We start from the raw sequence: 26,197 nt of genomic DNA, 5'->3' as shown, positions 1-26,197 counted from the left end.
CAAATCACGCCACACCGGCCCCCCAGCGCGCGACGAAGGGCGCCCACTCGCGGTCCACACGCTCCCGCCCTTCGTCCGACAGGCGGTGGCGGTTCTTCGCGTAATCGCTCACAGCCCCCAGATACGCCTCGAAATTCGGCCGCGCCGCCGCGTAACCCGGCAACTCCAGCGTCTGGTAAAGCCGCTCCACCTCCTCCAGCGGCGCGCGCTCGAACCGTTCAAACGGCACCTCGGCGAAGCGGTTCGCCGGCAGGTCGGCCGTGTCATCGAGCAGCGCCTGCATGATGCGCGGGTAATGGTCCAGAACCACCCGCTCCACGTCGATGTGTTCATGCGGCTGAAGCGCCAGCCGTGCCAGCAGCGTGCGGTAGAAGCCGACCGTCGACACGAACACTGCCCGCGGGTCGCGGTGGATGTGGATGAAGCGCGCGTCGGGCCAGATCTCCCGCATCATGGCAACCCGCGCGCTGTAGACCGGGTTCTTCAGCAGGATGCAGCGCCCGCCCTGGGCGATCGACACCTTCTCCAGGAAATAGAGAAAGCGGCGCTTCCAGGCGTCCCGCTCCGCCGCCGTGCAGCCGTCGAAATAGAGGCCGCGCCGCAGGTTCTCGTCGAACCGCTCCGGAAAGTAGAGCCCGTGGTAGAAGGAGACCGGCGACATGTTCGCCAGCGCGATCTCGTCCTCCTGCGGGCTGTCGGCCTTGACCGGCACGTTGTCGATGTAGCGCCGCTCGGGCAGGGCGCGGGCCAGCAGCGGCCGCAGGACCGAGCCCAGCCCCAGCATGTCCCAGGGCAGCCCGACCGCGAAGGGGTCGATGATGCCGAATTGCGGGTCGCGGCTCAGCACGTTGTAGAGGTGGGTGGTGCCGCTGCGCCAATGGCCCAGGATGAAGACCGGCGGAGGCAAACCTGCGGACTTCCGGCGCCGCGCCGCCACCCACCCAGCCTCCGCCAGGGAGAAGGGCGCGCGGCCAAGGGCCGAAGCCAGCGCCGCCAGTGCCGTCGGCCAGCCGCGCCCCCGCGGCCCGCCGTTGCGCGTCAGCACGGTCAGCAGGGTGATGGCGTCGCAGCCATACAGCGGATGGTCCGGGATCGGCATCCATCCGCTTTCCCTCTTTGCTTGCCCACCCATCCGGACATCTCCCTTCGACAGCGCCGCTCAGGAGGATAGACCGGGCCGGACTCTGTTACATCCCACACGGACGGTTGAATCCGCCTGCCCCGAACGGGCAGATTTTCTATCGACTCTTGCCGGAACAGGACGGGGCGCACCGCGATGACTGGGTCTTTCTCACGCCGAACATGGATGCGCGCCGCGCTCGCGCTGGCCGTCCTGGCGGCTGGCCTGCTGCCGGTCCCCGCCGTGGCGCAGCAAGCCCCCGGCACCACGCCGGGCGCCCGCGCCACGGTGGCGCGGCTGAACGAGGCCATCCTGTCCCTGATGCGGGAGGCCGCGGGACGGGAGCCGGCGCGGGCGCGCCTTCAGCGCTTCCTGCCGGTGATGCTCGACACCTTCGATCTGGAAGCGGCGCTCCGCGTCGCCGCCGCTCCCTATTTCGACCAGTCGGCGGAGCCGGAAAAGCGGCAGGCGCTGGACGCCTTCGCCCGGCGCAGCGCCGCCCAGTATGTGGACCGCTTCGACAGCTACGACGGGCAACGGCTCGAGATCGTCGGCGAGCGGCCCGCCCCGCGCGGGATGCTGCTGGTCGACACCGATCTGGTGCGCGCCGGCAAGACGCCGGTGCGGTTGAGCTACCTGCTGCGGCCGGAGGGCGACCGCTGGCGCATCCTCGACGTGCTGGCGAAGGGCACGGTCAGCCAGCTCGCCACGCAGCGCTCGGAGTTCCAGAACACGCTGCGCGGCGGCGGGCTGGCCGCCCTGACGCGCGATCTCAACAGCAACGCCGACCGCATCCTCGGCGGGGCCTAGAGGCGGAGGCGGAGGCGCATGGGCATCACCCTCGTCACCGGGGGCAGCGGCTTCATCGGCGGGCATCTGGTGGCGGCGCTGGCCGCGCGGGGCGAGCGGGTGCGCATCCTCGACCGGCAGGAGCCGCCGCATGATCGGCCGACCGGTGTGGAGTTTCACCGCGGCTCCATCCTCGATGCGGCGGCCGTCGCCCGCGCGCTGGAGGGGGCGGTGCGGGTTTATCACCTCGCCGCCGTGGCAACCTTGTGGGACCGCGACCCGACCGTCTTCGACCGGGTGAACCGGCAAGGGACAATGGCGGTTCTGGACGCGGCGGCACGGACGCCGGGCTTGAGGCGCTTTCTCCATTGCTCGACGGAAGCCGTGATGATCGGCCACCCGCCGCCCCGCCGGCCGCCCCAACGGCTGGACGAGAGCGCCGATCCGGGGCCGGAGGCGCTGGCCGGTGCCTACTGCCGGTCCAAGTATCTTGCGGAAAAGGACGCGCTGGCCGCCGCGGCGCAGGGGCTGCCGGTGGTGGTGGTCAACCCCACGGCGCCCATCGGCCCCGGCGATCGGCTGCCCACGCCGCCAAACGCCATGCTGCGCCTGTTCCGGCGCGGCGGGCCGCGGCTGATCCTGGATTGCGTGCTGAACCTCGTGGACGTGCGTGACGTGGCGCAGGGGATGATCCTGGCCACGGAAGGAGGACGAATCGGGGAGCGCTACATCCTGGGCGGCACGGACATCGGGCTGAGCGATCTGGCGCAGCGGATCGACCGGCTTTGCGGGCGCCCGCCGCTCCGTCGCTACCCCGTGCCGCCCGCCGTGGCGCTGGGGGCCGCGCGGGTGGAGGAATGGCTGTCCGACCATGTGACCCGCCGCCCACCCACCGCGCCGGTCACCGGAGTCCGGCTGGCGCTGGGCGGCGGCGGGTTCGACAGCGGCAAGGCGATGCGGGAGCTGGGCTACACGGTCCGGCCGCTGGACGCGAGCTTGAGGGCGGCGTTGGCGTGACCTCTGACCGTCAGCCGATCCGCGCGCGCACCGCGGTCAGCAGGCTGCACAGCCCGCGGTCGTGGATGCCGATGGCCTCCAGATGGGCGACCGTGTTGGCGAGGTAGTCCAGGTTCGGACCGCGCTCGCCCCGGCAGCAGGCGATGCGCTCGGCCATGGCGGTCTCGTCCATGCAGCCGCAATACTGCCGATGGCGGCGGTCCACGACGAAGGTGCAGGCGATGACCGGCGCCCCGCCGTCGCGCGGGCGCACCGGCAGCAGCTTCGGCCGGTAGACGCGGTTCAGCATCTCCCGGTCCCACAGACAGTCCAGCGTCTCCGGCACCCGCTCCGCCGCCACGCGGAAGACGATTCCCCGGCAGGAGCCGCCGCGGTCCAGACCCAGCACCAGCCCCGGCCGCTCCGGCGTGCCGCGGTAGCGGTGGGAGGAGACGCAGAAGCGGCGGTGGTAGCCGCCCAGCACCGCCGGATGGCGCTCCAGAAAGGGGAACTCCGGGTTCCACATCAGCGAGCCGTAGGCGAAGACCCAGAGGTCGGCGCCGGGCGTCACGGCGATGTCGGCAGACCAGGAAGAGGCGGATGATGCCGTGCGCTGCGCCGGTGCGATGACCGGAAGCTCGGCAACAGGCGATTGCGTATCGAGCAGCATGACCCTTAAGTAATGCAGCGTGCGCCGACTGGTGGCGACACGGTGAATGCTAGCACGGCCCCTGGCCGCCCGCTATAAGGTGGGTGCCACAAAACGGAAATGCCACAGATGCGCGTTCGGAAGATCTTGGGCTTCGCCGTTCTCGCCCTGGCCCTGCTCGCCGGCGCCTACTCGGTGTGGTGGTGGCAGGCCGCAGCGGCGGTGGAGCGCGGCGTGCTTGCCTGGATGGACGAGCAGCGGACGGCGGGCACCGTGGTGGCCCATGGCGGGCTGAGTGTCGGCGGCTATCCCTTCACCATCCGCGCCGCGCTGGAGGCGCCGCACCTCGCCACCCGCGACGTGGAATGGCGGGGCGCCCGGTTGGTGGCGGAGGCGCCGCCCTGGAACCACACGCGCATCGCCCTGTCGCTGCCCGGCGAGCAGCGGGTGACGGTGGTGCAGCCCAGCCAGCCGCCCTTCACACTCATCGCCCGCGACGGCGGCCGGGGTCATGTCGGCCTCACCCTGACCGGCCAGCCGGTCGAGGCGCGGCTCGCCTTCACCAACCTCGTGGCGCAGCCCGAGGCCCTGCCCGTTCCCATCGCCGCCCTGGACCTGACCGCCAGCCAGCCCGCCGCACCACCGGCCAGCCACAGCGACACCGGCCTGTCCGTCACGCTGGAAGCCCGCGGCGCCACCCTGCCCGAGGGCGCGCCGGACTCGCTGGGCCGCGAGGTTCAGCGGCTCCTGCTGACCGCGCGCGTCCTCGGCCAGCCACCGAAGCCGGAGCCGGCCAGCCTGTCGGCCTGGAGCCGCGACGGCGGCACGCTCCAGATCGACGGGCTGAATGTGGATTGGGGACCGCTGAAGCTGGCGATGAACGGGACGCTGGCGCTGGATGCCGCCTTGCAGCCGCAGGCCGCGCTGACGGCGGAGGTGCGCGGTTATCAGGCGGTGCTGGACGCGCTCCAGGGGATGTTCCGGCCCAAGGAGCTGGCGATGGCCCGCACCATGCTGGGCCTGCTGGCCCGCCCCACCGGGCCGAACGGCGAGCCGGTGCTGACCGCCCCGGTCACCCTGCAGAACCGCGGGCTGTTCCTCGGTCCGCTGAAGGTCGCGGCGCTGCCGGCGGTGGTCTGGTAGGGCGACGTCTTGCCCCCATCCTTCCCACGCTGCGCGTGGGCCCCTTCCCTCCTTCGCTTCGCAGGAGAGGGACCGAATCCCCTCCCCTGCGTCAGCGGGGGAGGGTTAGGGAGGGGGCAAGCGTCGCAAAGCAACAACCTTACGCCGCCTTCAGCATCCCCTGCATGTCCTCGTAGGATGGCAGATGGTCCAGCTTGCCGACCGCGGACACCGCCATCGGGCCGGCGAAAACGCGGTTGGCCGCCGCCGCCACATCCTCCGGCGTCACAGCGTCGATGCGCTCGAAGATCTGCTCGATGGTCCGCACCTCGCCGGTGCGCAGCAGGGTGCGGGCGAAGCGGTCGGCGCGGCGCATCGTCGATTCCAGCGATTTGCCCACCGAGAAACGCATCTGCTCCTTCGACCGCTCCAATTCCACCGCGGTCACGCCGTCGCGGGCCTTGCGCAGTTCCTCGAAGAAGACCGGCACCAGTTCGGCCACCTCCTCCGGCCCGGTGCCGGCGTAGAAGCTGAGCGCCCCGCCGTCCGCATACTGAATGGGCGCGGCGTAGACCGAATAGACCAGCCCGCGCTTCTCCCGGATCTCCTGGAACAGGCGCGAGGTCATGCCGCCGCCCAGGATGTTGGCGAGGTGGCGCAGCGCGTAGCTCGCCGAATCCTCGGTGCCGACACCGGGGAAGGCCGCCATGAAATGCACCTGTTCGGCGTCGCGCTTCAGCAGCGCCGCACCGCCCTTGTTGACGACCGTCTCCTGGAACGGATCGTCCTTGGCGGTCAGATGACCGAACAGCGCCTCCGCCCGGCGCACCACGGTGCCGTGATCAACGTTGCCGGACACCACATAGACCATGCGGCGCGGATCGTAATGGGACACATAGTCGAACAGGTGCTCCCGCCCGAAACCCGCGACGTTCTCCTTGGGGCCGAGGATCGGGCGGCCCAGCGCCTGCCCGTCGAAGGCGGTGCGGCGCAGCGCCTCGTAGACCACATCCTCCGGCTCGTCAGCGTAGCGGCCGATCTCCTGGATGACAACGCCGCGCTCCTTCTCAACCTCCTCTTCCGGGAAGACGGAGTTCAGGACGATGTCGCCGATGATCTCGCAGGAGATGTCGACGTGCTTGGCGGCCATCTGCGTGTAATAGGCGGTGACGTCGTAGTCCGTGTAGGCGTTGAACTCGCCGCCGCGGTTCTCGATCTCCAGCGCGATGCCCAGCGCGTCGCGGCTTTCCGTTCCCTTGAAGATCATGTGCTCCAGGAAATGGGCGATGCCGTTCACCGCCGGCCGTTCGTTGCGCGCCCCGACGCCGACCCAGACGCCGCTGGTCACCGTGCCGAGATGCGGCAGGTGGTCCGTCAGCACGCGGAATCCGTTGGCGAGGGTGGTCAGTTGGATCGTCACACAGGGTCTCCTGGTAGGGCACGGGATCGCCCGGAACATCGGGGGCGTTGCATTGACGTGGGGCGCCGTCCGCGCAGGAACAACGCCCCGCGGTTTGGGGTCAAGTGCGTCGTCAACCGCGCGGCGGCGCCAAAGCGGCGCTGAGGGCGCGGCGGTTGCGGTGGGCGCGCATCAGCAGCGGCGCCGGAACGTCGCCCGGCACCAGCAGACGCCCGCCCGGCAGCAGCCGCACGCCGTGCCGTTCCAGTTCGTTCAACAGCTCCGCCATGGACCTGCGCATGGTCGTCCTCCACCGAGCAGACTTTCACCGCTCGCATCATGGCGGAGAACTTCGATAGGATCGATACGGATCATCCTATCTCACCGATAGGATGATCCTATTCATTCCTCAATGCCGGCCTTTCAGGGAGGCCAGACGGTCGGAGAGGGTGCTCGGCACCGGCTTCGCTCCGGTGGCGGCATCAAGCGCCGCCTTGATGTTGGGGTCATCCTCTTCCGGTTTGGACGGCTTGAGCAGGCGGGCCTTGGCGCTGGACGCCTCCGCCTGGGCAAGGTCGCGGGCCGCCGCGTCCTGCATCGCCTTCAGCGCCGTGCCGAGGCTGGAGGTGGCGCCGCTCAGCCCCGCCGCCTGCCGGGCCGCCTCCGCCCGCTGCTCGGCCATGTCGCGCTGCTGGGCGGCGCGACCCATGTCCCGTTCGGCCCGCTGCAACGCGCTGCGGGCGGCCTTCAGCTTGCCGCCGGCCTCGGCGTAGGTCGTTTCCAGCATGGTCAGGAACTCGCGCGCGTCCACGGCGTCCTGCTCCTCCCGATCAATGTCCGGAGCCATCTGCTCCAGCATCCCCACCAGCGTTTCCAGGCTCTTTTCGAGCTGGGCCTTGCGACCGGCGTCGGCTTCCGCCTCCATCTGGCGCTGCAGATGCTCGGCGGCGGCCATGCGCTGGCGGGAGAGTTGAAGGATGGCCTCGGCCTCCTTCTGCTCCTTCTCGTAAGCGGCGCGGGCCTGTGCGACCTGAAGGCCGAGGCTGTCCAGATGCTCTTCCATCGTGCGCAGTTCGGCCTCCGTCGCGGCCTTGGGGTCCCAGCGCACCAGGGCTTCCACCGCCGACTGGACGGCCTGATCGGTCTTCACCCCGACGAGGTTGCGGATGAACGAGATCATGGTTGCGGTTCCTCTCTGTTTCGGCGGGTCTGTCTGGGCGGGTCTTCAGCCCGCCATGGCTCCGGCGTTCAGCAGCGCGATGGCGATCTGGAGTCCGGCCAGCGCCGTGCCCGCCGCGACGTTGCCGGATTCGATCATCGGGCGCAGGTCGCGGAACAGCCAGATGGCGATCAGGAAGGTAATCAACTGCAGCACCAGGGCAACCGCCCCCCAAATCACGATGTCCACCAGGACGAGGCTGGTCGCCAGCGTCGCCGCCAGCGGGATCGCCAGCGCCACCATCGTGCCGCCCAGCACAACGCCGGCGGCCTGGTTGCCGCTCGCAAGCAACTCACGCTCGTGCAGCGGCGTGACCGCGACGTAGACGGCCACCCCGATCAGGAACAGAGCCAGGGTCGCTCCGAAATGCAGAAGCAGCAGCGGCAGGCCGGATTCGAGGCCCTGCAGGATTTGCGCGACGCTGGTGTCCATGGTGTCTTCCATACGGGCTGGCGGGATCGGGCGGGAAACGCTGGGAAGGGCGTCAGGAAAGGGATAGCGAGGCAGGGTTGACGTCGATGCCGGCGCGGACCTCCACCCACGCCTCGCCGCCGTCCTCCACCGCCGCGACCAGCACATACTCGGTCCGCGGCGCGGGGTCGGCGGCGCCGGTGGGAGCCGCGTAGAGCATGGCGGTCAGGCGGCGGGTGCGGCTGCCGCGGTGGTCGGTCAGCCTCTCGTCGAAGGTGATGGGGGCGATGCGGGACGCGCCGGGTGACCACAGCCGCCCGTACAGCTTGCCGTCCTTGGTCTGGAACTGCGGGTAGCCGATCATCCCGTCGGCAGGGTCCAGCCAGAAGCCCCATTCGTCGTTGTCGGTGGGGTGCACCTCGTCCAGCACTGAGAACCAGCGGCATTCGTCCGGCGCTCCCCCGGCTCCCAGATGAAGCTGGTAGAAGCCGCTCCCGCCCGGAAGATAGAGCCGGTGCAAAGTCACGCCGCCACCCGTCAACGTGCCCACGGCCTCCACGCTGACCATCGCGCCAGCCCCCTCCGGCGCCGCGGCCTTGATCGCGCCGCCACCCAGCAGGAAGGGCGTGGGATCGGGCGTCAGCGTCATGCCGACGCGGAACAGCGACGGTTCGTAGGACGCGCCGGTGGCCTTGGCCTTGACGATGCCGGCGGCAGTGCTCCAGGGAGAACGGGTCATGGCGGAACCTCCGGAGCGGGAGCCCGACGAGCGACGGCGCAGGACGGTCACGGCCACCACCATCCCCCCGACGAGCAGAATCAGAAGGAGCAGGGTGCCCATGCCGCCCCCGGAGCCCCCATCGGACTGGGCCGGGGACGACGGTGTCTCCGGCGCGGCCTGCGCGACGTCGCGCGGAATGTCGGGCGGCAGGTAGCCGGGGTCGCGCGGCCGGTCCTCCTGCGCGCGCAGGCGGGTGTCGAGATCGTCCAGGCGGCGGCGCAGGTCGGGATCGTCCTGCGCGCGCCGCTCCGCCTCCGTGCGCCATTCCGCGTAGCCGGGGTCGCCCTGGTGGTTGTGGAACCAGTCGGCGTAGCCGGGACGCGACAGGTTATCGAGCAGGAACCACAGGAACAGTCCGTTCCACAGGCCGAAGCTGGGACGGCTGCCATAGGCCCAGCCCGGCGGGCGCCAGCCGCCGTACCATCCGCCCGGCCCATAGCCGCCGGTGCGCCGCTGCCCCCAGCCGGCCCCACCGCCCTGCCAGCCCCCTCCCCCGCCCCAGCCCGACCCGGAAGCGGACCCGGATCCGGAGCGGGGCGGTGGCGCGGCGACCGGCGGGGTGCGCTCACGCTGTTGCTGTTGCTGCTGCGCCCGGTAGCGGTCCAGCGCCTCGCCGCTCGACCGCCGCGACACGCCCAGATCGCCACCGCCGGACGGCGCCCCGCCGGGAAAGCCCAAGGACGGCCCGCTCTGGGGACGGCTGTAGCCGCTGCTGCCGGTGGACGGCGCGCGCGACGGAGCGGAGCGGGTGGAGAAGGACGGGGTGCGGACGGCCGGACGGCTGTATCCCCCGCTGGAGCTTCGGCCCCCACCGGCCCGCGCCTCCGCCGCCTGCGGCCAGAGCAGCGCGGCGGTGGCAGCGGCCAGCCCGGCGGGCACCGTCGCGGGGACGGCGGCGGGCAGCGGTTGCAGCGGCGCCAGCGCCAAAACAACGCTCAGGAACCGGGCGGCGATCCGATTCCGAACGGGCTTTGTACCAGTGGGATTGGGGCCAGAGGACATGGGGCCTGGGGGCATGGAGCCTGCGCGGTGCCGTGGATGCCGGCCAGAACACCCTACATGCCCAATTGTTCACCATCAACCTCTTCACCAGCGGGTTAGCCATGGTGATGCGGCGGTCCGCGCAGAAACCCCACCGGGGCGTTCATTGCAAAGACCATGAGGAATTCAGGAAATCGCCGCCCCTCCACAGGGCCGGCGGGAGCAAGTTGTAATACCACTTCTATGGCCGGCGCCTGAAAACGTGTCGCAGGCGGAGCGTTGACTTGACGACTCCCAAGGCCGCGACGTAAGACATCTCCGTTCCGCGGAAGTTCCTTCCGGAATGGTAGGACCAGCGGCGTGGCAAGACGCCGCAAGGGCAAAAAGCCGGGTCCGCGAGCGCGCCCCCCGGGTCGGGGAATCGGACGACTGTTGAGCAACCTTGGATGAGAGGACCGCACCGTGCTTGAAGCTTACCGCCAGCATGTCGCTGAGCGTGCCGCGCTCGGAATTCCCGCCCTGCCGCTTTCGGCCAAGCAGACCGAGGATCTGGTCGACCTTCTCCTGAACCCGCCGCAGGGCGAGGAAGCCTTCCTGGTCGATCTCATCACGCACCGCGTCCCGGCGGGCGTCGACGACGCCGCCAAGGTCAAGGCCGCCTTCCTGGCCTCGCTCGCCAAGGGCAACGAGACCTCGCCGCTGATCTCCAAGGTCAAGGCGACCGAGCTGCTGGGCACGATGCTCGGCGGCTTCAACATCAAGCCGCTGATCGACCTGCTGGGCGACGCCGAGTGCGGCGAGGCCGCTGCCGCCGGCCTGAAGACCACGCTGCTGATGTTCGACTACTTCCACGACGTCAAGGAGCTGGCCGACAAGGGCAACGCCAACGCCAAGGCGGTGATCCAGTCCTGGGCCGACGCCGAGTGGTTCACCTCGCGCCCCGAGGTTCCGGCCAGCCTGACGCTGACCATCTTCAAGGTGTCGGGCGAGACCAACACCGACGACCTGTCGCCGGCCCCGGACGCTTGGTCGCGCCCGGACATCCCGCTGCACGCCCTGGCCATGCTGAAGAACCCGCGCCCCGGCATCGTGCCGGAGGAAGCCGGCGTCCGCGGCCCGATCAAGCAGCTTGAGGATCTGAAGGCCCGGGGGAACCTCGTCGCCTATGTCGGCGACGTGGTCGGCACCGGTTCCTCGCGCAAGTCGGCCACCAACTCCGTGCTGTGGTGGACGGGCGAGGACATCCCCTACGTCCCGAACAAGCGTTTCGGCGGCGTCTGCCTGGGCTCCAAGATCGCCCCGATCTTCTACAACACCATGGAAGACGCCGGCGCCCTGCCGATCGAACTCGACGTCTCGCAGATGGAGACGGGCGACACGGTCGAGCTGCGCCCCTACGAGGGCAAGGCGCTGAAGAACGGCGCGGTGATCGCCGAGTTCACCGTCAAGTCCGACGTGATCTTCGACGAGGTGCGCGCCGGCGGCCGCATCCCGCTGATCATCGGCCGCGGCCTGACCGCCCGTGCGCGTGAGGCGCTGGGCCTCGCCCCGTCGACCCTGTTCCGCCTGCCGTCCTCCCCAGTCGACAGCGGCAAGGGCTTCACGCTCGCCCAGAAGATGGTCGGCCGTGCGGTCGGCCTGCCGGAAGGCCAGGGCGTGCGTCCGGGCACCTATTGCGAGCCGAAGATGACCACGGTCGGCTCGCAGGACACCACCGGCCCGATGACCCGCGACGAGTTGAAGGATCTGGCCTGCCTCGGCTTCTCCGCCGATCTGGTCATGCAGTCCTTCTGCCACACCGCGGCCTATCCGAAGCTGGTGGACGTCAAGACCCACCGCGAGCTGCCGACCTTCATCTCGACCCGCGGCGGCGTCGCCCTGCGTCCGGGCGACGGCGTGATCCACTCCTGGCTGAACCGCCTGCTGATGCCCGACACCGTCGGCACCGGCGGCGACAGCCACACCCGCTTCCCCATCGGCATCAGCTTCCCCGCCGGCTCGGGCCTCGTCGCCTTCGCCGCGGCCACCGGCGTGATGCCGCTGGACATGCCGGAATCGGTGCTGGTCCGCTTCAAGGGCACTCTGCAGCCGGGCGTCACGCTGCGTGACCTCGTCAACGCGATCCCGCTCTACGCCATCCGCCAGGGCCTGCTGACGGTGGAGAAGAAGGGCAAGAAGAACATCTTCTCCGGCCGCATCCTGGAGATCGAGGGTCTGCCCGAGCTGAAGGTGGAGCAGGCGTTCGAGCTGTCCGACGCCTCGGCCGAGCGTTCCGCCGCCGCCTGCACCGTCCGGCTCAACAAGGAGCCGATCATCGAGTACATGCGCTCCAACATCACCCTGATGAAGTGGATGATCGCCAACGGGTACGAGGACGCCCGGACGCTCGGCCGCCGCATCAAGGCGATGGAGGACTGGATCGCCAACCCGTCGCTGCTGGAGCCGGACGCCGACGCCGAGTACGCCGCGGTGATCGAGATCGATCTGGCCGACGTCAAGGAGCCGATCGTCGCCTGCCCGAACGACCCGGACGACGTGAAGCTGCTGTCGGAAGTTGCCGGCGACAAGATCGACGAGGTCTTCATCGGCTCCTGCATGACCAACATCGGCCACTTCCGCGCCGCCGGTAAGATCCTGGACGGGAAGACCGACATCCCGACCCGCCTGTGGATCGCCCCGCCGACCAAGATGGACGCCCAGATCCTGACCGAGGAAGGCTATTACGGCGTTCTCGGCAAGTCGGGCGCCCGCATGGAGATGCCGGGCTGTTCGCTGTGCATGGGCAACCAGGCGCAGATCCGCAAGGGTTCGACGGCCATCTCGACCTCGACCCGCAACTTCCCGAACCGCCTGGGCATCGACACCCGCGTCTATCTCGGCTCCGCCGAGCTGTCGGCCGTCGCCGCCCTGCTGGGCAAGCTGCCGACCCCGGCCGAGTATCTGGAGCAGGTGAGCGTCGTCAACCAGAAGGCCGGCGACATCTACCGCTACATGAACTTCGACCAGATCAAGGAGTTCCAGGACGTGGCCGACACGGTCGCCGCCTGATCCGCCTGCATCTCTTCCCCTCCCCTCGCGCAAGCGGGGGGAGGCCGGGAGGGGGGCCGGGTGCGAGAGCTTCCGCGTTAATGAAAAGCCCCGCCGGGATTGCTCCGGCGGGGCTTTTCTTCTTCGGCATCGGGATTTGGACCATAGAGATACAGAGAGCCTCAGGCCGAACGCTCCGGGCCGTGAGCACCAGCCTGTGCCAGATAGGCCCTCGGTGACGCCCCCAGCGTCCGCTTGAACATCGTCGTGAAGGCCGCCGGGTTGTCGTAGCCGAGGTCCAGCGCCACCGTCGTCACCGGAACCCCGGCGACCAGACGCGGCAGGGCTGACACCAAGCACGCCTGCTGGCGCCATTCCACGAAGCTCAGCCCCGTCTCGCGCCGGAACAGCCGGGTGAAGTTGCGGCGGCTCATGCCCAGACCGTCGCTCCACCCCTCGATCGTCGCCTGGATCGTCGGCTCCTGGAGGAACCGCCGGCAGCGCTCCGCCAGGGCGGCGTGGGCGGGGAAGGGCAGTGACAGCGGCTCCACCGGAAGCCGCCGCATCTCGTGCAGAAGCAACGCCATCACCGCGCCGTCGTGGCTGTCCGGGTCGTAGTCCACCGGCACGTCGATCGCCCGCCCGATCAGGCTGCGGAAGAAGGGCGACAGCGCCACCACCTCGCAGCGGCCCGGCATGGTGTCGGCCAGCGCGGGGGCGAGATAGAGGCTCCGCGTCATGACCATCCCGATCATGCGGACCTCGTGCGGGACGCCCGGCGGAATCCACAGCCCGCAATGGGGTGGCATCACCCAGCGCCCCTGGGCGGTGGACAGCAGAAGCGTCCCTGTCGCCCCGGACAGCAACTGCCCGCGCCGGTGCGTGTGGGCGGCCAGCAAGGTGCCGTCCGCGTGATCCTGCCCCAGGGCGATCAGCGGATGGGGCGACTCCTCGACCGTGTCGATGCGCAGGTTCCGGACCATGGCCCAGTCTCGTAAGAAATCGGCCTGCCCGCGGTGGCAGGCCGTCGCGGCTCACCATAGGCTGTTGCTCCACACCAAGCAACGCGCCGCCCGCCCACCGGCCAAGCGTCAAAAAAGGCTTCCTTTCGTGACCGACACCACCCTGTCCCGGCCCAAGGCCGGGGGGACGGCCCTGCCCGTCCTGGGGACGATCAGCGTCTGCCATCTGCTGAACGACCTGATCCAGTCCCTGCTGCCCGCGATCTACCCGATCCTGAAGGGCGGATTCGACCTCAGCTTCGCGCAGATCGGCCTGCTCACCCTGACCTACCAGATCACCGCCTCGCTGCTTCAGCCGATCATCGGGCTCGCCACCGACCGGCGGCCGGCGCCCTACTCCCTGACCATCGGCATGGGGGCCTCGCTGGTCGGGCTGGTCACGCTGGCCTTCGCGCCGAACTATGCGGCGCTGCTGATCGGGGCGACCCTGCTGGGCTTCGGCTCCTCGGTCTTCCACCCCGAGGCGTCGCGGATCGCCCGGCTGGCCTCCGGCGGCGCGCACGGGCTGGCGCAGTCGCTGTTCCAGGTGGGCGGCAACGCCGGCTCGGCGCTGGGGCCGCTGCTGGCCGCCTACATCATCCTGCCGCGCGGGCAGGAAAGCCTGTCCTGGTTCGCCCTCGCCGCCCTTGGCGGCATGGCGCTGCTGACCGGCATCGGGCGCTGGTACGCGCGCAGCGACCACGCCCGCCCGGTCCGCCGCGGCGCCGCGGTCCGCCACCCCGGCCTGTCCCGCGGGCAGGTGAACCGGGCGCTGGCCGTGCTGATGGTGCTGATCCTGTCCAAATACGTCTATCTGGCCGGCATCACCAGCTACTACACCTTCTTCCTGATGGAGCGCTTCGCCCTGGCGCCGGACGCCGCTCAGCTCTGCCTGTTCGTCTTCCTGGCGGCGGTCGCGACGGGGACGATCATCGGCGGGCCGATCGGCGACCGGATCGGGCGCAAGACGGTCATCTGGGTGTCCATCCTCGGCATCCTGCCCTTCACGCTGCTGCTGCCCCATGTCGGGCTGACGGCCACGGTCGCGCTCAGCGCGGTGATCGGGCTGGCCCTGGCCTCGGCCTTCCCCGCCATCATCGTCTTCGCGCAGGAGCTGATGCCCGGCCGGGTCGGCATGGTCTCCGGGCTGTTCTTCGGGCTGGCCTTCGGCATCGGAGGCATGGCCGCCGCCGGGCTCGGCGTCCTGGCCGACTGGAAGGGCATCGGCTTCGTCTTCCAGGCCTGCTCGGTCGTTCCCCTGCTCGGCCTGTTCGCCGCGCTGCTGCCCAACGTTTCCCCGCACAAGGACTCCTGAACCCCTGAAGGTCGCGCCGTTCCAGGCGGCGCGGCCTCCCCTTCGCGGAATTCCCACAAATCCGTCATGGTCATATTGCAAATGCGAATCATTCTTATTATCATTCGACGCAGGCCGGACGTTCCCTCTTTTGCTTGCCGGCCCTGATGCGATTGGCCCACAGGATTGCCCAGAGAGAGACCATGAACGTCACGATCATCTATGGCTCCGACGGCGGCGCGACCAAGTCGGTCGCCTCGCGCATCGCGAAGAAGATTCAGGGAAAGACCGTCGACATCGCCCGCGCCTCCGCCGCGGATTTCGAGAATTGCGACCTGCTGATCCTCGGCGCGCCAACCTATGGCGTCGGTGATCTGCAATGCGATTGGGAGGCCAATTTCGGCACGCTGAAGGCCGCCAACCTGAACGGCAAGAAGGTCGCCCTGTTCGGCACCGGCGATCAGGTGACCTACCCGGAGTCCTTCGTGGACGCCATGGGCACGCTCTACGATCAGGTGGTGGCGCAGGGCGGGGTCGTCGTCGGCTTCACCGACACCACCGGCTACGAGCATTCGGGCTCCACCGCGGAACGCGACGGGCGGTTCGTCGGGCTGGCGCTCGACCAGGACAACCAGTCCTCCCAAACCGACAAACGGATCACCGCATGGATCAGCCAGCTGACATGACGCCTCATGACGGGTTGTCCATGCCCGTCCACCTGCTCGGACACCACCTGTACGAGTACAGCAAGGGTGTCCGGCCCATGGTCATGATGACGCTCAGCACGCGGGACGCCGACACGGTGACCCGCAAGCTGGCGGAGCGGTTCGTCGACTACCACGTCCAGACGGTGACGGAGGCCAAGGTCAACGTCTTCTTCGGCAACGCGGCCTGTGTCGCGATGGTGCGCAGCGTGGTGCGCAAGCCGCTGAACCAACTGACGCCGGAGGAGGATTTCATCCTCGGCACACTGCTGGGCTACGACCGCGAACAGCAGTGCCGGCGCTTCCTGGCCATGACGCAGACCGGGCGGAGCGGAGCGGCGGCCTGATCCATCCGTCAGGGCGCCGTCTCCACCATCCGGAAAAACTTCGTCGCGGTCTCGACAGACCGGGCCGCCGTCGTCAAATCTGATTCCCAAACAATCAAAGGGAGGCAGGGATGGCAGCGGCTCCGTCCGGGATGATGTTCGAGAATCCCACGAACGGCCAACGGGAGGCGGTGACCAACCGCGAGATCCTCTGGGCCTTCCTGCTCGGACCCGTCTACTTCGCAAAAAAGGCCGAGTGGCTGCACGCCGCGATCCACGCGGCGCTGATCCTCATCTCCATCCCGCTGTGGCCGGCCGGCGCCCTGATGACGCTGGGCGTCTGGGTCGGCTACGCCTGCGCGGCGCCGACGATCCTGGAATACCGGTACCAGAAGATGGGCTGGGAGAAGGTCGCGGGCTGATCCCTCCTCATCGACGGCGCCCGGTCCCGTCGGGCGAGCGGATCGGCAAAACCGCCAGAATCGACGCGACACAGTCGTCGACCGCGCGGCCCACCGTGTCGACGACGACCGCCGGCCCGTCCCAACGCTCGTAGGTCCGGCCCATTACCGCCGCCCATGAGGGCGGACGGTGCCCGGCGATGTCGCTGTGACGGGTTTCCACCCGGTGCCGGTGCTCGAGCGGGTCCGAGCACACGACCTCCACCTCGACCAGCGGCACCCCGGCGCGAAGCGCCGTGGCGCGCCACGCCTCGCGCGTGACCCGGATGGGGTTGACCGAATCCGCGACGACGGTGGCGCCAAGCCGAAGATTGTCGCCGGCCACGGCGTAGGCGACCACATAGCCCTGTGGGCCGACCGGATCGTCGGCTCCGCTGGTTGCGCGAATCGCCTGTTCGATCGTGTCGATCCTCAGATGAAAGGCGCCGAGCCGTCGCGCCAGCGCTCGGGCAATCGTCGTCTTGCCGGTTCCGGGCAACCCGCCGAAGACGATCAACATGCGCCGAACTCCTCATCGCCGGGCCTGATGGCCGCGTTACGGTGCCGGGCCATAAAGCCTGTGGGTGTCCCGGTCCCCACCCGTCACGCGGCTGCACCGAACTCCTCGGCAGTCAGCACCAACACGCCGTCCTCGTCGGCGAAGACCAGATCGCCGGGATCGATGCGGATGCCGGCCAGCGTCACCGGCAGGTCCCTCTGCCCCTCGCCGTTGCGAACGGTCTTGCGCGGGGTCGCCGCCAGCGCCTTGATGCCCAGGTCCAGCGTGGCGAGCACGGCGGCGTCGCGGACGCAGCCGTGGATGACCACGCCCTCCCAGCCGTTCTTCACCGCGTCCTTGGCGATCAGGTCGCCCATCAGGGCGGCGCGCAGGCCGCCGCCGCCGTCCACCACCAGCACCTTGCCCCGACCCGGCGTGCCCAGCGTCTCCTTGACGCGGGAATTGTCCTCGAAGCACTTCACGGTCACCGCCACGCCGCTGAATTTGCAACGCCGGCCGAAATCACGGAAGACGGGGTCGGCGACGCGGGCGGTCCTCTCGAACCGGTCGTAGAGGTCGCAGGTGCTGTCGAAATCGGTCATGCGTGTTCGCTCCCCTTGTTTCGGTATTGGCGGCAGGATACCCCCAGAACGGCGATGGTCAATCCTCCGGGGAGGCGATGGCTCCCGTGCTGGTGCGCTCCAGAATGGCGCTGCGGCGGAAGCGGTAGAGTTCGGCGGGGCGCCCGCCGGTCTGGCTCTCATACTGGCCGGTCGGCTCCACCAGCCCGCCGGAGATCATCAGGCGCCGGAAATTCTGCTTGTGCAGCCGCTCGCCGGACAGCGCCTCCACCACCTGCTGAAGCTGGTGCAGGGTGAAGGTCGGGGGCAGCAGCTCGAACACGATGGGGCGGTATTTCAGCTTGCCGCGCAGCCGCTCCAGCGCCGTCGCCAGGACGCGGCGGCCGTCGCGGGCCATCGGGCGGCCCAGCGCGCGCGGCATCTCCAGCCGCACCGTCCGCTCCTCCACCCCCGCCCGGCGGGCGAGGTCGTGGTCGCGGAACGCCTCCACCACCAGCCCGGCCTCGTAGAGAAGCTCGTAGCGCTCCAGCACCCGTTCGGAATCCCAATCCCCGCCATCGAGGGCGAAGGCCATGCGGGCACGCTCGCCGCGGCGGGCGCGGGCGGGATCGTCAGGTGCTCCAGCGACCCAGCGGGCCAACGCCGGGCGGATCACCGAATCGAGCAGCGCCGGCGGCGAATCGCGCCAGTCTTCCCAAGGGAAGAACTCGTAGAGGCCGCGCCACTCCGCCCCGTCGATGCGCAGCGGCGCATCGCGCAGCAGCGCCAGATAGCCGACCACCAGCGAGCGCGGGCCGCCGAACAGCTCGTGCGGGTCGCGGTAGCGGTCGCCGAAGCTGTAGAGCTGCTCGACATAGCGCAGGGTCAGCCCGGCCGCGTCCTCGGCCACCGCGCGCAGGCCGTCCTGAAGAGTGCGGGAGCGCTCGGGATCGAAGGGGGCGCCCGGCAGCGCGTCGCGGTGGGGCGGCGGCTCGTCACCGCGGCGGTGCGATTCGGGGATCTCGAAGCCGCTGCGCACGGTCACCACGCGCGGCTCGGCGCCATTCGCCGGAGACACGCCCACCGAAACGATGGCCGCCGTCAGGCCGATCTGAGTTTCCGAGCCGTTCCGTGATTCTCCTGCCACGCGCCACCCCGTTGCCGATCCGTCGGCGGCAGGATAAGCGGCTCGCCGCGGCAAATCACCGGTCTTTCCGCCGGCCACCCCCGTGAAATCTCGCCGCAAGCCGGCCCGGCATGACACTTTTGTGACTCCCCACGGGCGCCGGGGATGTTACACCAGCCGCGACGCTGAGGCTCGCGCGCGTCCGTGCGGGTCCCCAGCACTGCAGGCCGGCGTAAGTTGGAGAACCACGCATGCTGAATTTGTTCCGGGCCCTGATGCCGCGCGAAGAACGGTTTTTCGACCTGTTCGCCGAGCATGCCCGGACCGTCGCCACAGGCGCCGAAGCGCTGCGGGCGATGATGGCCAGCGGCCAGGACCTGGAGGAGCGGTTCCAGACCATCCGCCGGGTCGAGAGCGAGGCCGACGCCATCGAGAAGGAGATCCAGCTCGCCGTCCACCGCACCTTCATCGTGCCCTTCGACCGTTCGGACATCCAGGAACTCGGCAAGCGGATGGACGACGTTCTCAACCTCATCGAGGAGACCGCGCGTCACCTCGTGGAGGCGGGCTTCACCGATTACACGCCGGAAATGCACGCCCAGGCCGACGCCATCGTGCGCTGCACCAATCGGCTGAGCGCGGGCATCCCCCTGCTCCGCGACATCCCCAAACACGTCGAGCAACTCCACGCGATGACCGCCGAGGTCTCGCGGATCGAGAGCGAAGGCGACCGGCTCCTGCGCGAAGCCAAGCACCGGCTGCGCGACGAGAGCGGCGGGCTCGACGCCCCCATCACCCATCGCCACGCCCTTCAACGCGAGATCATCGAGCTGCTGGAACGCGTGCTCGATGCGTGCGAGGACGTGGCCGACACCATCGACGGCATCATCGTCGAACAGGTCTGATCCCATGGAAGCCGCTACCCTCGCCCTGCCCATCCTCATCGGGCTGATCGGCGTCGCCCTCCTCTTCGATTTCCTCAACGGGCTGCACGACGCGGCCAACTCCATCGCAACGGTCGTCTCCACCCGCGTGCTGTCGCCGCGGACCGCCGTCGCCATGGCCGCCTTCTTCAACTTCATCGCCTTCCTGTTCTTCGGGCTGCATGTGGCGACCACCATCGGCACCGGCATCGTCGGAGCGGGGGTGGTGGACCCGCACGTCATCTTCGGCGCGCTGATGGGCGCCATCGTCTGGAACGTCTTCACCTGGTGGCTGGGCATCCCGTCCAGTTCCTCCCACGCGCTGATCGGCGGCCTCGTCGGGGCCGGCGTGGCGAAGGCCGGGCTGGACGCCGTGGTGGTGTCGGGTCTGGCGAAGACCGCCGCGGCCATCGTCGTCTCGCCGGTGGTCGGCTTCCTGCTGGCCAGCGTGATGATCGTGGCGGTGTCCTGGCTGTTCCGGCGCACCACGCCCTTCGCGGTCGACCGGCTGTTCCGCCACCTGCAGATCGGCTCCGCCGCGCTCTACAGCCTGGGGCACGGTGGCAACGACGCGCAGAAGACCATGGGCATCATCGCCGTCCTGCTCTTTTCCCAGGGGCTGCTGGGGCCGACCTTCCACGTGCCCTTCTGGGTGGTCATCACCTGTCAGGCCGCGATGGGGCTGGGCACGCTGTTCGGCGGCTGGCGGATCGTCAAGACCATGGGGTCCAAGCTGACCGACCTGAAGCCGGTCCAGGGCTCCTGCGCAGAGACGGGCGGGGCCATCACGCTGTTCGTCGCGACGTGGCTCGGCGTGCCGGTCAGCACGACCCACACCATCACCGGGGCGATCATCGGCGTCGGCGCCGCCCGCCGCACCAGCGCGGTGCGCTGGGGTCTGGCACAGGGCATCGTCATGGCCTGGGTCATCACCCTGCCGGCGACGGCCGTCGTCGGCGCGCTCTTCTACGAGCTGTCGCTGGCGCTGTGGTGACAGATCCAGCGGGGCGGGCGGGCCGAAAGGCCCGCCACCGGCTTCGGCCCCGGCGACACAGCGCAAAATGCGAAAAGGGCGGCCCGAGGCCGCCCTTTTTCGTACCATCCGTGCTGAATATGGAGCGGGCGAAGGGATTCGAACCCTCGACCCCAACCTTGGCAAGGTTGTGCTCTACCCCTGAGCTACGCCCGCGCCGCTCCAGCGGAGGAGCGCCCGTATACGCCCCGGCGGCGGCCAAGGCAAGCCTATTTTTTCACGCGACACCAATCCGTGCGTCGAAGGAGCCTCGGCACGGCAGGAATGCAGGCGGGTGGGGCCGCCGCTTGCGGATTGCGCGAAAAAACATACCAACATATGTTACGCTGCCTCGTTCAGAACGGAATTACCCAACCGTTGTTTTGAATGTCTGCGCATTCGAAATTGTTTCCTCTAACATGCCGATGACGCTCCGCAGGGGGGCTTCGATGGCTGGAACGGATATGGACCTGGGCGAATCGCAACCGATGCCCACGGTGGCGCCTCGGAAGGCGTCGTGCCGGCCCATGCCCGCACCCGACGCCACGCGCCCTCCGGATTCGGCGGATGGCGGAGCGGCCCGGCGCAACAGCGCGGAACGCAAGGTCGTCACCGTCCTGTTCGCCGACATCGTCGAATCCTCCAGCATGGTGTCGGGCCGCGACCCGGAGGAGGCCGACCAGACCCTTCTCACCATTCTGCAAGTCCTCACCGACTCGGTGGAGCGCTACGGCGGCACGGTGGCCCAGGTGCTGGGCGACGGCATCATGGCGGTGTTCGGCGCGCCCTCCGCGCAGGAGGACCACGCGCTGCGCGCCTGCCTTGCCGCGCAGGACATCGCCCGCTCGGCCATCGATTCGGACGAGTTCAAGATGCGGGTCGGCATCAGCTCCGGCGAGGTGGTGGCCCAGATCATCGAGACCGGGGTATGGACCGATTACCGCACCGTGGGCGAGACGGTGCATGTCGCTGCCAAGCTTCAGCAGCGGGCGCACCCCAACAGCGTGCTGCTGAGCCGCGAGACGCTGGATCTCGTGCCCAAGGGCCTGAGCGTCCGTCCGGCGGGGACGCTGCGCCTGTCCGCCACGGCGGAGCCGGTGACCGCCTTCGCCCTGGAAGCGGCGCGGGCGATGCGGCGCACGGCGATGGATCTGCTGTCCGCCGAAGGCACCCTGTTCGTGGGGCGCCAACCGGAACTGGCCATGCTGACCGGCGCGCTGCGGCGAGCCGAGCGGGGCCGCGGCGCCTGCGCCATCCTGATCGGAGAGGCCGGCATCGGCAAATCCCGGCTGACCGGCGAGCTGATGCGCAGCCCGGAGGCCGCGGCCTTCACCATCGCCATCTGGCCGCAATTCCCGATCCGCCGCCTGGGCGACCCCGACGACCTGGAGGCGGCGGCCCGCTGCCTCGCCCTGGCGGTCTGCGGAGCGGCAGACGGTCCGGCGATGGACGGCTCCACACTGGATGGCCACACACGGGACGACCCGACACTGAATGGTCCGGCGGTGGCCCGGCTGAGCGTCGCCGCGGCGCGCAACGGCGGCGAACTGGCCGGCGAAGCGATGCGGGAACTGCTCGGCCAGCCCTCCGTCCATCCGCTATGGCAGGGGCTCGACCCGGCCCAGAAGGCCGATTTCAGCATCGAGGGGCTGGTCGCGGCGATCCGCGAGCTGTCGGTGGAGCGCCCGCTGCTGATCCTCGTCGAGGACGCGCACTGGACGCGCGGGCTGACCAACCGCCTGCTAGACGCCCTTGCCGAAGGGGTGGAGGACGCCCGCGTCTTCGTCCTGGCCACCTCGCGTCCGGATTCTCCGGGCGGCTGGACCGCGCCGGACTCCGTCCATGCCCTCACGCTCGAACCGCTGGAACCCTTGCAGGCCGACGAGTTCCTCGACCACTGGTTGGGCCACAACCCCTCGCTGGCCGACATGAAGGCGCGCGTCGCGGCGCAGAGCCAGGGCGTGCCGCTCTATCTGGAGGAGTCGCTGCGCACGCTGGAGACGACCGGGGCCATCGTCGGCAGTCCGGGGCGCTACAGCCTGGGCAAGGCCGACGCCCGGATGTCCCTGCCGGCCACGGTGCACGGCCTGCTCGCCTCGCGGATCGACGCGCTGGAGCCCGGCCCGCGGCGGGTGCTGATGCATGCGGCGGTGATCGGCACGTCGGTCGATCTGGGCCTGCTGCGCGCGGTGTCTCCGATCCCCGCCACCGAATTGCCGTCGGCTCTGGCCCGGTTGGAGCAGAGCGGCTTCTTCGCGCGCTCCCGCCTGCTGCCCAATCTGGAACTGACCTTCCGCCACGCGCTGGTCCAGGAGGTCGCTTACGCCACCCTGACCAAGCGGGAGCGCCAACCGCTGCACGGGCGCGTTCTGCACGCCCTGCGGCGGCGGTCCGACCGCAACCTGCCGAACCGGGCGGAACTGGTCGCCCATCACGCCTTCTACGCTGAGGACTGGCCGCTCGCCTGCGCCTACGGCCGCCGGGCCGGGCGCCGGGCGGAGATGCGCTGCAAGCATTTCGACGCCGGGCGCTTCTACGAACAGGCTCTGAAGGCCCTGGACCATCTGCCGGACACCCGCCGCAACACCCAGCGGCGGATCGACCTGTGGGTCGGCATTCCCCTCGTCCTGCTGCCCCAGGGGCGCCAGTTGGCCGGCGACCCGTTGGAGGAGGCGCGGGACATGGCGCTGGGCATCGGCGACCGCATCCGCTACGCCCGCGCGACCTCGCTCAAGGCATCCTTCCAGTGGGTCTACGGCGTGCTGGACGGGGCCATCGCGCTCAGCCGCAGCGCCCTCGACCATCTGGGCAACCAGGGGACGATGGAACTGCGCATCCAGGGGCTGATGCGGCTGGGCGGCATGCTGGTGGACAAGGGGCATTTTCCGGAAGCGCAGGAGAAGCTGGAGCAGGCGCGCAGCCTGGCGCTGGCCAATGCCCCCCGCGCGCGGTTCGGCCTGACCGCGGTGGCGGTCGCCATCACCGCCGCCTACCAGGGCCGCTGCCTCGCTGAGTTGGGGCGCGACGACGAGGCCGTCCGGGTGATGCTCCACGCGCTCGACATCGCGGAGGAGGTCGGTCACGCCTTCTCCGTGTCGTCGGTGAAGGTCCATCTGGCGCTGGTCCACATCATCGGCGAGCGCTTCGCCGAGGCGCTGCCGCTGCTGAAGGACGCCGTGACGATCACCGAGGCGACGCGCCTGCATATCTTCCAACCGATCACGCTGGGTGCGCTGGGCTATGCCATCGCCCGCACCGGTGGCGCTGCGGAGGGGGCGCGCCTGCTGAACGCCAGCCTGGAACAGGCGCACATCTTGAATCACTCGCTGCCCAGGCCGCGGATTCTGAACTGGATGTCCGATCTGGCCCTGGAGACGGCGCAGCACGACACCGCGATCGGTTGCGCCGCCAAGGCGCTGGGCATCGCGAGGGACGCCGGGCAACTGTCCGAGCGGGGCTGGTCGCACTTCGCCCTGGCCCAGGCCTTCACCGCCACCGGCCAGCATCGCGAGGCCATGGAGCATCTGGCGGCTGCCGAGACGATGAGCCGCCAGTTGTCCATGATGCCGCTGTCCGATCGCTGCCGGACCTTCCGCCGCTGCCTCGCCGCGTCCGGCCCGGTGCCCTGAACGGGTGCAGGAGTGTCAGGCCACCAGCGTGGTGCTGCCCTCAGCGGTGCGGCGGAAATGGTTCAGCACATAGACCCGGACGCTGGTGGCGAAAGGGATGCCCTCCGTCCGGCTGTCGTGGATGTCGGCGCACAGCGCCTCAAGCGACTTGCCCTGGGATTTGGCAATGTCCTTCAGCCCGTCCCAGATCGTCGCCTCCAGCCGCAGGCTGGCGCGGCGCCCTCCGATCGTCAGCGAGCGAGTCACCACGGCGGGCGGAGCCGCGAGCGAGCTGAGGTCGGCCATCTCGTCGAGGCTGCGGGGAATGCGGCGGTCCAACTTCATCGGTACGCTCCTGTCTCGGCTGGCCGGTTCTCGGCTTGGCGAATTTTTCCCAGGTCACCGGAATTTTTCCGGGACTAAACATGCGTGTGTGCGCGTGTAGGCGATTTTTACCCGGCGCCGGGGTGTCCGGCATGTGAAGTTCTTCACAGTCCGGACGGGTCACAGCGGCCAAGGTTTCGACATACCGCAGTATTCGCGGTTCCTCGAAACCCACGCCCAGGAGCTGTTCCCATGACCGCCATCATCGATCAGGACTGCCCTCATCCGTGGTGCCGACGGCCGTCTCTTCGCCGTGACCGCCCAGGGCGTGACCGAGGTTGCCGAGCAGTCCGCCGCCCTGACCGCCGCCGCCCGCATCGGCGACCGCCGCGCCTTCAACAGCGACGACCACGAGGCCGCCCGCCACGCGATCACCCCAGGCCTCTGATCGGCGGGGCGACCCTGCCAAGGCCCGCCGTCCGGGCCTGCTCTCCGGGCCGTGGCGACCGGTGTTTCCCTGGCCGGCCTGCCACGGTCCCCGCCCGCTCCCTCGTCCTTCGCCGGTTCCCATCCGGCTCGCCACGGGCATTCCACGGCGGAGACCCTCTCCCATGCCCCTTGATTTCGTCGCGGCATCGCGCGGGATCCGGCCATGTCCGACCAGCCGCTGAAGGTCCACACCACCGGAACCCACCGGATCGCCACGCCGGACCAGACGCTGGCCCGCGTCGCCCCCTTCCTGCCCGTCATGGGCATCACGCGGGTGGCGAACGTCACGGGGCTGGACCATGTCGGCATCCCGGTGGTGATGGTGACCCGGCCGAACGCGCGCTCGATCTCCGTCGCCCAGGGCAAGGGCGTGACGCTGGACGCCGCCAAGGCGTCGGGCGTCATGGAGTCGATCGAGAGCTACCACGCCGAACGCATCACCCTGCCGCTGAAATACGCCAGCTACGACGAGCTGCGCTGGACCCACCGGGTGGTGGACGTGACCCGCCTGCCGCGGCTGTCGACCAGCGCCTTCGCTCCACACACCCCGATGCTGTGGATCGAGGGCGACGACCTGCTGGGCGGTGGGCGGACGTGGGTGCCGTTCGAGACGGTGCATCTGAACTTCACGCTGCCGATGCCGCCGGGCTCGGGCTGCTTCCTGGCCGGATCGAATGGGCTGGCCTCGGGCAACAGCCTCGCCGAGGCGACCGCGCACGCCATGACCGAGCTGGTCGAGCGCGACGCCGCCACACTGTGGCGCCTGGCCTCTCCGGAGGCCCAGGCCGCCACCCGCATCGATCCGGCCAGCGTCGCCGACCCGGTCTGCCGCTCGCTGCTCGACCGCTTCGACGACGCGGGGGTCGCGGTCGGCCTGTGGGACATCACCAGCGACATCGGCCTGCCAGCCTTCCTCTGCCGCATCGCGATGCGGGAGGACGCACCGCAGCACAGCATCCGCCCGGCCATGGGCATGGGCTGTCACGCCGCGCCGGAGGTTGCGCTGTCCCGCGCGCTGACCGAGGCGGCGCAGAGCCGGCTGACCTTCATCGCCGGGGCGCGCGACGACATGCCCCGCTCCGAGTACGAACGCCACCTCGACCCGACGCAGCACGCGCGCTGGACGGCGCTGATCACCGAGGGGGCCGGGCGCCGCGACTTTGCCGCCATCCCCAGCCTCGCCGGGCGCACCATCGAGGAGGACTTGGCAAGCCAGCTCGACCGGCTGCGCGACGCCGGCATCGAGGAGGCCGTGGCGGTGGACCTGACCAAGCCGGAGTTCGGCATCGCCGTGGTCCGTCTGGTCATTCCCGGCCTGGAGGGGCTGGATTCCTCCCCGGACTATGCGATGGGCGCGCGGGCGCGTGCCGTCGCCGGCCTCTGATACCGGCCTTAAG

At 69.6% G+C, this 26,197-nt stretch carries 25 protein-coding genes and 1 tRNA gene; 13 read left to right on the top strand and 13 right to left on the bottom strand.

Features of this window, described 5'->3' with window-relative positions:
- Positions 1-4 precede the first annotated feature (4 nt).
- The gene (locus H1Q64_RS22355) at positions 5-1,099 is read right to left on the bottom strand and encodes a sulfotransferase family protein (RefSeq protein WP_237905661.1); all 1,095 of its coding nucleotides are present in this window, start codon (positions 1,097-1,099) and stop codon (positions 5-7) included.
- 207 nt (positions 1,100-1,306) lie between these two features.
- On the opposite strand from H1Q64_RS22355, the gene H1Q64_RS22350 reads away from it, so the two are divergent.
- Both H1Q64_RS22350 and H1Q64_RS22345 read left to right on the top strand, forming a co-directional pair.
- The gene (locus H1Q64_RS22350) at positions 1,307-1,930 is read left to right on the top strand and encodes an ABC transporter substrate-binding protein (RefSeq protein ID WP_237905660.1); all 624 of its coding nucleotides are present in this window, start codon (positions 1,307-1,309) and stop codon (positions 1,928-1,930) included.
- 18 nt (positions 1,931-1,948) lie between these two features.
- A complete protein-coding gene (locus H1Q64_RS22345; RefSeq protein WP_237905659.1) occupies positions 1,949-2,926 on the top strand; it encodes an NAD-dependent epimerase/dehydratase family protein in 978 nt (325 codons plus the stop codon).
- Between the two features lie 10 nt (positions 2,927-2,936).
- Here H1Q64_RS22345 and H1Q64_RS22340 read toward each other — a convergent pair whose 3' ends face one another.
- Positions 2,937-3,575, bottom strand: a complete 639-nt coding sequence (locus H1Q64_RS22340) for a gamma-glutamylcyclotransferase (protein ID WP_237905658.1) — start codon at positions 3,573-3,575, stop codon at positions 2,937-2,939.
- A 108-nt stretch (positions 3,576-3,683) separates the two neighbouring features.
- Between H1Q64_RS22340 and H1Q64_RS22335 the strand changes: the two genes are divergently transcribed.
- Complete coding sequence (locus H1Q64_RS22335; RefSeq protein WP_237905657.1) at positions 3,684-4,697, top strand: DUF2125 domain-containing protein; 1,014 nt, start codon at positions 3,684-3,686, stop codon at positions 4,695-4,697.
- Positions 4,698-4,836: 139 nt separating this feature from the next.
- Here H1Q64_RS22335 and H1Q64_RS22330 read toward each other — a convergent pair whose 3' ends face one another.
- The 5 genes from H1Q64_RS22330 to H1Q64_RS22310 form a co-directional block, all read right to left on the bottom strand.
- Positions 4,837-6,096, bottom strand: a complete 1,260-nt coding sequence (locus H1Q64_RS22330) for a M16 family metallopeptidase (protein WP_237905656.1) — start codon at positions 6,094-6,096, stop codon at positions 4,837-4,839.
- Positions 6,097-6,208: 112 nt separating this feature from the next.
- Positions 6,209-6,376: a hypothetical protein gene (locus H1Q64_RS22325; protein ID WP_014197640.1), complete on the bottom strand. Its 168-nt coding sequence runs from the start codon at positions 6,374-6,376 to the stop codon at positions 6,209-6,211.
- A 108-nt stretch (positions 6,377-6,484) separates the two neighbouring features.
- The gene (locus H1Q64_RS22320; RefSeq protein WP_237905655.1) at positions 6,485-7,255 is read right to left on the bottom strand and encodes a hypothetical protein; all 771 of its coding nucleotides are present in this window, start codon (positions 7,253-7,255) and stop codon (positions 6,485-6,487) included.
- A 45-nt stretch (positions 7,256-7,300) separates the two neighbouring features.
- Positions 7,301-7,726, bottom strand: coding sequence for a DUF350 domain-containing protein (locus tag H1Q64_RS22315; protein WP_237905654.1), 426 nt, complete (start codon positions 7,724-7,726; stop codon positions 7,301-7,303).
- Between the two features lie 52 nt (positions 7,727-7,778).
- A complete protein-coding gene (locus tag H1Q64_RS22310; RefSeq protein WP_237905653.1) occupies positions 7,779-9,413 on the bottom strand; it encodes a DUF2491 family protein in 1,635 nt (544 codons plus the stop codon).
- A gap of 516 nt (positions 9,414-9,929) precedes the next feature.
- Here H1Q64_RS22310 and acnB point away from each other — a divergent pair.
- Complete coding sequence (gene acnB, locus H1Q64_RS22305; protein ID WP_237905652.1) at positions 9,930-12,515, top strand: bifunctional aconitate hydratase 2/2-methylisocitrate dehydratase; 2,586 nt, start codon at positions 9,930-9,932, stop codon at positions 12,513-12,515.
- Positions 12,516-12,676: 161 nt separating this feature from the next.
- Here acnB and H1Q64_RS22300 read toward each other — a convergent pair whose 3' ends face one another.
- Positions 12,677-13,477 carry an AraC family transcriptional regulator gene (locus H1Q64_RS22300; RefSeq protein WP_237905651.1) on the bottom strand — a complete coding sequence of 267 codons (801 nt, stop codon included), beginning with the start codon at positions 13,475-13,477 and terminating at the stop codon, positions 12,677-12,679.
- A 127-nt stretch (positions 13,478-13,604) separates the two neighbouring features.
- On the opposite strand from H1Q64_RS22300, the gene H1Q64_RS22295 reads away from it, so the two are divergent.
- The 4 genes from H1Q64_RS22295 to H1Q64_RS22280 all read left to right on the top strand — a co-directional run bounded on the left by H1Q64_RS22295 (position 13,605) and on the right by H1Q64_RS22280 (position 16,241).
- A complete protein-coding gene (locus H1Q64_RS22295) occupies positions 13,605-14,810 on the top strand; it encodes an MFS transporter (RefSeq protein WP_237905650.1) in 1,206 nt (401 codons plus the stop codon).
- A 182-nt stretch (positions 14,811-14,992) separates the two neighbouring features.
- Positions 14,993-15,475 (top strand): flavodoxin FldA, encoded by a 483-nt coding sequence (fldA, locus tag H1Q64_RS22290; RefSeq protein ID WP_237905649.1) that lies wholly within the window; start codon positions 14,993-14,995, stop codon positions 15,473-15,475.
- The gene (locus H1Q64_RS22285; protein WP_237905648.1) at positions 15,454-15,840 is read left to right on the top strand and encodes a DUF2023 family protein; all 387 of its coding nucleotides are present in this window, start codon (positions 15,454-15,456) and stop codon (positions 15,838-15,840) included. The genes fldA and H1Q64_RS22285 overlap by 22 nt, the downstream gene beginning before the upstream one ends.
- Positions 15,841-15,950: 110 nt before the next feature.
- Entirely contained in the window at positions 15,951-16,241 is a 291-nt protein-coding gene (locus tag H1Q64_RS22280; RefSeq protein ID WP_237905647.1) for a hypothetical protein, read from the top strand.
- Positions 16,242-16,248: 7 nt separating this feature from the next.
- On the opposite strand, the gene H1Q64_RS22275 is transcribed toward H1Q64_RS22280, so the two are convergent.
- The 3 genes from H1Q64_RS22275 to H1Q64_RS22265 form a co-directional block, all read right to left on the bottom strand.
- A complete protein-coding gene (locus H1Q64_RS22275; protein WP_237905646.1) occupies positions 16,249-16,779 on the bottom strand; it encodes an AAA family ATPase in 531 nt (176 codons plus the stop codon).
- Positions 16,780-16,862: 83 nt separating this feature from the next.
- Complete coding sequence (rraA, locus tag H1Q64_RS22270) at positions 16,863-17,360, bottom strand: ribonuclease E activity regulator RraA (RefSeq protein WP_237905645.1); 498 nt, start codon at positions 17,358-17,360, stop codon at positions 16,863-16,865.
- Between the two features lie 58 nt (positions 17,361-17,418).
- On the bottom strand, positions 17,419-18,465 hold the full coding sequence (locus H1Q64_RS22265; RefSeq protein WP_237905644.1) for an NUDIX hydrolase: 1,047 nt from the start codon (positions 18,463-18,465) through the stop codon (positions 17,419-17,421).
- A gap of 230 nt (positions 18,466-18,695) precedes the next feature.
- On the opposite strand from H1Q64_RS22265, the gene H1Q64_RS22260 reads away from it, so the two are divergent.
- Positions 18,696-19,349 carry a DUF47 domain-containing protein gene (locus H1Q64_RS22260; protein WP_237905643.1) on the top strand — a complete coding sequence of 218 codons (654 nt, stop codon included), beginning with the start codon at positions 18,696-18,698 and terminating at the stop codon, positions 19,347-19,349.
- A 4-nt stretch (positions 19,350-19,353) separates the two neighbouring features.
- Complete coding sequence (locus tag H1Q64_RS22255) at positions 19,354-20,361, top strand: inorganic phosphate transporter (RefSeq protein WP_237905642.1); 1,008 nt, start codon at positions 19,354-19,356, stop codon at positions 20,359-20,361.
- A gap of 120 nt (positions 20,362-20,481) precedes the next feature.
- On the opposite strand, the gene H1Q64_RS22250 is transcribed toward H1Q64_RS22255, so the two are convergent.
- Positions 20,482-20,556: transfer RNA gene (locus tag H1Q64_RS22250), tRNA-Gly, on the bottom strand.
- A gap of 350 nt (positions 20,557-20,906) precedes the next feature.
- Here H1Q64_RS22250 and H1Q64_RS22245 point away from each other — a divergent pair.
- Positions 20,907-24,008: an ATP-binding protein gene (locus H1Q64_RS22245; RefSeq protein WP_237905641.1), complete on the top strand. Its 3,102-nt coding sequence runs from the start codon at positions 20,907-20,909 to the stop codon at positions 24,006-24,008.
- A gap of 15 nt (positions 24,009-24,023) precedes the next feature.
- Here the strand turns inward: H1Q64_RS22245 and H1Q64_RS22240 are convergent, their stop codons facing one another.
- Positions 24,024-24,332, bottom strand: coding sequence for a ribbon-helix-helix domain-containing protein (locus H1Q64_RS22240; protein WP_237905640.1), 309 nt, complete (start codon positions 24,330-24,332; stop codon positions 24,024-24,026).
- Between the two features lie 292 nt (positions 24,333-24,624).
- Here H1Q64_RS22240 and H1Q64_RS33880 point away from each other — a divergent pair, with 292 nt between their 5' ends.
- Together H1Q64_RS33880 and H1Q64_RS22235 are read left to right on the top strand one after the other, a co-directional pair.
- Positions 24,625-24,759 carry a hypothetical protein gene (locus tag H1Q64_RS33880; protein ID WP_269145386.1) on the top strand — a complete coding sequence of 45 codons (135 nt, stop codon included), beginning with the start codon at positions 24,625-24,627 and terminating at the stop codon, positions 24,757-24,759.
- A 204-nt stretch (positions 24,760-24,963) separates the two neighbouring features.
- A complete protein-coding gene (locus H1Q64_RS22235) occupies positions 24,964-26,184 on the top strand; it encodes a YcaO-like family protein (RefSeq protein WP_237905639.1) in 1,221 nt (406 codons plus the stop codon).
- Positions 26,185-26,197 lie beyond the last annotated feature (13 nt).

The organism is Azospirillum brasilense, from assembly GCF_022023855.1.
GTDB classification, from domain to species: Bacteria; Pseudomonadota; Alphaproteobacteria; order Azospirillales; family Azospirillaceae; genus Azospirillum; species Azospirillum brasilense_F.
Note: the sequence above shows the minus strand (reverse complement) of the source record. Positions and strands in the feature narration are given on the sequence as shown.

Coding starts and splice junctions, on each gene's coding strand:
- H1Q64_RS22280 (WP_237905647.1), top strand. CDS start 15,951: ATGGCAGCGGCTCCGTCCGGGATGATGTTCGAGAATCCCACGAACGGC.
- H1Q64_RS22320 (WP_237905655.1), bottom strand. CDS start 7,255: ATGATCTCGTTCATCCGCAACCTCGTCGGGGTGAAGACCGATCAGGCC.
- H1Q64_RS22240 (WP_237905640.1), bottom strand. CDS start 24,332: ATGAAGTTGGACCGCCGCATTCCCCGCAGCCTCGACGAGATGGCCGAC.
- H1Q64_RS22235 (WP_237905639.1), top strand. CDS start 24,964: ATGTCCGACCAGCCGCTGAAGGTCCACACCACCGGAACCCACCGGATC.
- H1Q64_RS22285 (WP_237905648.1), top strand. CDS start 15,454: ATGGATCAGCCAGCTGACATGACGCCTCATGACGGGTTGTCCATGCCC.
- rraA (WP_237905645.1), bottom strand. CDS start 17,360: ATGACCGATTTCGACAGCACCTGCGACCTCTACGACCGGTTCGAGAGG.
- H1Q64_RS22345 (WP_237905659.1), top strand. CDS start 1,949: ATGGGCATCACCCTCGTCACCGGGGGCAGCGGCTTCATCGGCGGGCAT.
- H1Q64_RS22350 (WP_237905660.1), top strand. CDS start 1,307: ATGCGCGCCGCGCTCGCGCTGGCCGTCCTGGCGGCTGGCCTGCTGCCG.
- H1Q64_RS22245 (WP_237905641.1), top strand. CDS start 20,907: ATGCCCGCACCCGACGCCACGCGCCCTCCGGATTCGGCGGATGGCGGA.
- H1Q64_RS22355 (WP_237905661.1), bottom strand. CDS start 1,099: ATGCCGATCCCGGACCATCCGCTGTATGGCTGCGACGCCATCACCCTG.
- H1Q64_RS22300 (WP_237905651.1), bottom strand. CDS start 13,477: ATGGTCCGGAACCTGCGCATCGACACGGTCGAGGAGTCGCCCCATCCG.
- H1Q64_RS22325 (WP_014197640.1), bottom strand. CDS start 6,376: ATGCGCAGGTCCATGGCGGAGCTGTTGAACGAACTGGAACGGCACGGC.
- H1Q64_RS22340 (WP_237905658.1), bottom strand. CDS start 3,575: ATGCTGCTCGATACGCAATCGCCTGTTGCCGAGCTTCCGGTCATCGCA.
- H1Q64_RS22275 (WP_237905646.1), bottom strand. CDS start 16,779: ATGTTGATCGTCTTCGGCGGGTTGCCCGGAACCGGCAAGACGACGATT.
- H1Q64_RS22335 (WP_237905657.1), top strand. CDS start 3,684: ATGCGCGTTCGGAAGATCTTGGGCTTCGCCGTTCTCGCCCTGGCCCTG.
- H1Q64_RS22315 (WP_237905654.1), bottom strand. CDS start 7,726: ATGGACACCAGCGTCGCGCAAATCCTGCAGGGCCTCGAATCCGGCCTG.
- fldA (WP_237905649.1), top strand. CDS start 14,993: ATGAACGTCACGATCATCTATGGCTCCGACGGCGGCGCGACCAAGTCG.
- H1Q64_RS22255 (WP_237905642.1), top strand. CDS start 19,354: ATGGAAGCCGCTACCCTCGCCCTGCCCATCCTCATCGGGCTGATCGGC.
- H1Q64_RS22260 (WP_237905643.1), top strand. CDS start 18,696: ATGCTGAATTTGTTCCGGGCCCTGATGCCGCGCGAAGAACGGTTTTTC.